The organism is Streptomyces sp. NPDC019396 (assembly GCF_040632375.1).
Classification (GTDB): domain Bacteria; phylum Actinomycetota; class Actinomycetes; order Streptomycetales; family Streptomycetaceae; genus Streptomyces.
In genome coordinates, this window is record NZ_JBEYBS010000015.1 from 175,666 (window position 1) to 180,437 (window position 4,772).

Genomic DNA, 4,772 nt, shown 5'->3' on the forward strand with positions numbered 1-4,772 from the left:
GGCCGCCACCCCTTCTTTCCCCCAACCCCCCCGTCCGGCGGCGCCCGCCGGCCCCCCCCCCCACGCCCCTCAGCGCTCTCCTCAGGCCCCGGCGGCGATGCCCCGCAGCGTGCGGCCGAGCCTGCGCGCGTACAGCCGCTGGAGCAGGGGCACCAGCGGGCCCGCGAGCTGGGTGTACCAACTCGCCGGCCGGGAGAACGCCGTCACCGTGAACCACACGGTGCCGTCCGCGGCCAGTTCGACCACGAAGGACTCCTCGCCCTGCTCGGGATGTCCGGCGCGGGTGCCGTAGGCGAACCCCGAGCGCTCGGGGCCGTGTTCGGCCCAGATGACCTGACAGGGCGCGCGGAAGCGCAACGGGCCTACGCCGAGGGCCACCTCGACGACTGTGCCGGGCTCCGCCCGCGGTGAGTCGGCCGTGACCCGCGCGCCCGAGGCGCGGTGCATCCCCCAGCCGGTGACCGCGTCGGCCGCGGCCTCGAAGGCCGGGCGGCCATGGCCGACGGCGGCGCGGTGGTGGAGGTGCTGGTAGCCGCCGGGAAGGCTGCCGAGGCGAGTGGCGCCGACCTCGGGGTAGCTCAGGCGGGGTGTGGTGTCCATGGGGCGCTCCTCGGTGGTGGACGGTCGTGGACCGTGGCGGATGTCAGGCGCTGAGGGGTGGGGCCGCGGCGCCGTGCCGGGACCCCGGCGGACGGCCGAGCCGCAGCCAGGCGAGTACGGAACACAGCGCGAACCCCAGGGCGTTGCCGATGCCGTGGGTCGCCGCCATCCAGGTCAGGCTGGGGTGCGGCAGCCCCGTGACCTCACCGATCGCCCAGCTCAGGGCCAGCAGCATGGTCGCCGCCAGGCAGACCGCCGACACGCCGAGCAGGGCGCGGTTCAGCCGCCCGCTTCCCGGGCGGATCTCACGCCAGGTCAGCACGGCGACGGCCCACATCCCGGCGGTCAGCACGAGCGCCCCGGCCAGCTCGGCCGTGTCGTTCACGAAGTATCCGGCCAGCACGAGCAGGGTTCCGAAGGGGACGCTGAGCGCGGAGAAGCGGCTCAGCGGACCGAGCGTGGCCCGGGCCACGAGTCCGGCCACCAGTGCGGCGGCGAAGCCCGCGAAGTGGAAGTGCGGCACGGTCAGGGCGAGGATCTCCAGGTCGAAGCCGAAGAGCCGGTGACCGGAGCGCTCGGCCACCAGCGCGAGTCCCGCGACCGCAGGGGTGGCCAGCGCCGTGAGCGTCGCGACCTCCGCGGGAGCCAGGGAGCGGGTCCGCCGCAGCCGCGCGGGGGCGCCCAGGGCGAGGGCCAGGGTGGCGACGGCGTACAGCGAGGCCAGCGAGGTGCTGACGGGTCCCCGCGGCAGCCAGAGGGCGACCGCACCGGGCGCGGCGAGCCATGGCCAGAAGCGAGCCAGCCGCTGGGGGACGGGGTCGTCGATCAGCCGCAATCCGATGGGGACGACCAGCAGCATGCCGAGCATCACTATTGCGTTGACCAGTACTGTCATCGCACAGCCTCCCCTTTGAACGCGTTCATTTACTTCCCCGGGAAGCTTAGGGGTGTTGTTGAACATGTTCAAGTTGCCGTAGGAGAGTCAAGCGAGGTGCACTGTGAAGTGCTCTATAGTGGACTGCGAAGTTTGCGTTCCACCGCGCTGCGAAGCGCTGAGACAAGTGAGACAGGACGGACGATGGCTCTCTCGCTCACCGTGTCGGACGAGGTCCGCACCCTCGTGCCCGGCTTCACCCATCTCGCCGTCGAGGCTTACGGCCTGGTCAACGGACCCAGCGACGAGACGAGTTCGGCACTGCTCGACGAGGCCGCGGCCCGGCTCGCCGAGCGGCTCGGAGGCCGTGCCCCGCACGAGGACCCGCATATCGCCGCCTGGCGTACCGCCTACACCGCCTTCGGCGCCAAGCCGTCCCGTACGCGCAACTCAGCCGAGGCGCTCGCCCGGCGCGCCCTCGCGGACGGCGGTCTGCCGCGCGTCAACATGCTCGTGGATGTGTACAACGCGATCAGCGTGGCCCATCTGATCCCGGTGGGCGGTGAGGATCTGGACCGGATCCGGGGTGGGATGCGTCTGGTCCGGGCTGCCGGCGAAGAGCCTTTCGTGACCGTCGCGCAGGGGGTCGAGTCGGTGGAGTACCCCGCTGCCGGTGAGGTCGTCTGGACTGACGACGAAGGTGTCACCTGCCGGCGGTGGAACTGGCGGCAGGGCCCGCGTACCCGGCTCACCGAGGAGTCGGTGAACGCGCTGTTCCTGCTGGAGGCGCTGCCGCCCATGTCGACGGGCGAGCTCGAGGCCGCGGGCGCCGAGCTCGCAGGGATGCTGGAGAAGCTGTGCCCCGGTGCACGGATCACCGTCCGCACACCGGAGTAACGCTCACGGAAGTGCCGTGCACGGAAGTGCCGTACACAGTGGTGGCGCACACCGGAGCGGCATGCGCCGGAGTGGGTTCAGCCCGCTTCGCGCACCTCGGCCGGGGTGGGCGCCGTGCCGCCGAGGTGGGCAGGCACCCACCAGGTGTCGTTCGCGTCCTTGGGGCGCACGGGGTAGGAGCGCTGTGCCGCCTCGAGAAGCTCCTGCACCCTCTCGCGGAGCCGGCGGGTGATGGCTCCGGCGTACTGGTCACGGGGCGCGGTCACGGGCTCGCCGACCCTTATCGTCACCGGGATGTGGCTGCGCTTGAGGTTCTTGGGCTGCCCCTTGGTCCACAGCCGCTGAGTGCCCCACACGGCCATCGGGATCAGGGGGACACCGGCCTCCTGGGCGAGCCGGGCCGCACCCGACTTGAAGCTCTTCAGCGTGAACGACTGGGAGATCGTGGCCTCGGGGAACACGCCGATGATCTCTCCCGCGCGCAGCGAATCCAGCGCGTGCGAGTAGGCCGCCTCGCCCTGGGACCGGTCCACGGGGATGTGCTTCATCCCGCGCATCAGCGGTCCCGAGATCCGGTGCCGGAAGACCGAGTCCTTCGCCATGAAGCGCACCAGGCGCTTCTGGGGCAGGGCAGCCAGGCCGGCGAAGATGAAGTCCAGGTAGCTGATGTGATTGCTCACCAGCACCGCACCGCCGGAGCGCGGGATGTACTCCGACCCCTTGGTGTCGATCTTCAGGTCGAGCGCCTTGAACATGCTGACCGCGGCGCCGATGACCGGCCGGTAGACAAGCTCTGCCATAGGTGAGGAGACCCTTCCTTCACTGTGCCCCGGGAGGGTGCGCCCGGCGGAAGTTACGCAGCCGTAGGTTTTCGGCATTGGGCAGATCGTGCACTATGCGCGGCGTATCGGCCAGTCCGTGGCGCGTCGTACGGCGAGATTCTCGTCACGTCGTGTCACCCGACGGGAATCCCGGCGGTCGGCGCGGCGCTGGAGGCAAGCGTGGAAGCGAGCGGGAGAAAGAGATGACGAGCGGACAGACGGGGCGACGGATCGACGCCGCCGAGCTGGGCACGGAACTGGGGGAGCGGGCGACCCTGGTCCAGTTCTCCAGCGCGTTCTGCCAGCCCTGCCGTGCGACCCGCCGCACGCTCGCCGATGTGGCGGCCATGGTCGAGGGGGTCGCCCATGTGGAGATCGACGCCGAGGCCAGGATCGCGCTCGTGCGGGCGCTGGAGATCGTGCGCACCCCCACCGTGCTGGTGCTCGACGCGAGCGGCCGGATCGTGCGCCGGGCGTCGGGCCAGCCCCGGAAGGCCGATGTCATCGCGGCCATCGGCGCGGTGCTGTGACGCCGGCCACCGTGCCGTGACGCTTCTCCCATCTCCTGGAAGCCACTTGACTGTGCGTGCCGGCAATCGTCAGTCTGACGAGGTGCCATCTCTCATCCTTCGTCAAAGCCGGCTGTGCGGGAACTGTGCCCGCCATGTGAGTGCGCGCTGTCCGGGTGCCTGAGAAGCAGCAGCCACGGAACCGACGCACCACCGCCCGCCCGTACGCAGAAGGACGACTCGATGACGGCACTGCCCGGACTCGCCACCCCTCGCCTGGCTTCCCCCGATCTGCTCCGCTCCGTCTTCAGGCGGCATGCCGCGGGTGTCGCGGTCATCACCGCCGCCCAGGGTGAGCACCCCGTGGGCTTCACGGCCACCTCGCTCAACTCCGTTGCCGCCGAGCCCCCGCTGGTGTCGTTCGGCATCGGCACGGCATCGTCCAGCTGGCCGGTGGTCTCGCAGGCGGAGCACATCGGCGTGCACATACTCGGCGAGCACCAGAGCGAGCTGGCCGCCACTTTCGCGCGCAGCGGCGCCGATCGCTTCGCCCCGCCCACCACTTGGCGCAGCGGGCCCGAGGGTGTGCCGGTCATCGACGGAGTGCTCGCCTGGCTGGTCTGCCGGGTCGTCGCCCGCGTGCCCGCGGGGGACCACTGCATCGTGATCGCGCAGGCGGTCGCCGGGGATCCCGACGGGGCGGGCCGCCCCCTGGTTTACCACCAGGGGCGCTTCCATACCCTGGGGGACTGATTCAACGCTTCGCGCGGCCGGGAAATCCCGGTTACACAGCGTTGTCAAGGTCACAGTTCCGAGCGCTTGCTCATTGCCACGGGCCGCTATGTACTGACGAGTAATATGACGTACGGGGCATCGGTCGTCCTGACCGGAAACCCCGCCTTCGGGCGCCTATGCTGCCTGCACAAGGCAGGACCCCCTTGGCTTCGGTGCGGGGGACCCACGGAAAAGACGGATGCAGTAGGAGAGCCGGCGTGAGCTTGAGGATCGTTGTCTGTGTGAAGTACGTGCCTGATGCCACTGGTGACCGGCACTTCGCCGATGACCTGACCG

The 4,772-nt window shown here is 70.5% G+C and carries 6 protein-coding genes; 3 read left to right on the forward strand and 3 right to left on the reverse strand.

Going from position 1 to position 4,772, the window contains the following annotated elements; genetic code table 11:
* Window positions 1-81 precede the first annotated feature (81 nt).
* Complete coding sequence (locus ABZ532_RS19530) at window positions 82-600, reverse strand: DUF1990 domain-containing protein (RefSeq protein ID WP_361284723.1); 519 nt, start codon at window positions 598-600, stop codon at window positions 82-84.
* Between the two features lie 43 nt (window positions 601-643).
* On the reverse strand, window positions 644-1,495 hold the full coding sequence (locus ABZ532_RS19535; RefSeq protein ID WP_361284726.1) for a YndJ family protein: 852 nt from the start codon (window positions 1,493-1,495) through the stop codon (window positions 644-646).
* Between the two features lie 183 nt (window positions 1,496-1,678).
* On the opposite strand from ABZ532_RS19535, the gene ABZ532_RS19540 reads away from it, so the two are divergent.
* Window positions 1,679-2,371 carry a phenylalanine--tRNA ligase beta subunit-related protein gene (locus tag ABZ532_RS19540; protein WP_361284729.1) on the forward strand — a complete coding sequence of 231 codons (693 nt, stop codon included), beginning with the start codon at window positions 1,679-1,681 and terminating at the stop codon, window positions 2,369-2,371.
* A gap of 77 nt (window positions 2,372-2,448) precedes the next feature.
* Here the strand turns inward: ABZ532_RS19540 and ABZ532_RS19545 are convergent, their stop codons facing one another.
* The gene (locus ABZ532_RS19545) at window positions 2,449-3,171 is read right to left on the reverse strand and encodes a lysophospholipid acyltransferase family protein (RefSeq protein ID WP_361284732.1); all 723 of its coding nucleotides are present in this window, start codon (window positions 3,169-3,171) and stop codon (window positions 2,449-2,451) included.
* Window positions 3,172-3,395: 224 nt separating this feature from the next.
* Between ABZ532_RS19545 and ABZ532_RS19550 the strand changes: the two genes are divergently transcribed.
* Window positions 3,396-3,722, forward strand: a complete 327-nt coding sequence (locus tag ABZ532_RS19550; RefSeq protein ID WP_361284735.1) for a thioredoxin family protein — start codon at window positions 3,396-3,398, stop codon at window positions 3,720-3,722.
* Between the two features lie 222 nt (window positions 3,723-3,944).
* Window positions 3,945-4,454, forward strand: a complete 510-nt coding sequence (locus ABZ532_RS19555; RefSeq protein WP_361284738.1) for a flavin reductase family protein — start codon at window positions 3,945-3,947, stop codon at window positions 4,452-4,454.
* Window positions 4,455-4,772: the final 318 nt, after the last annotated feature.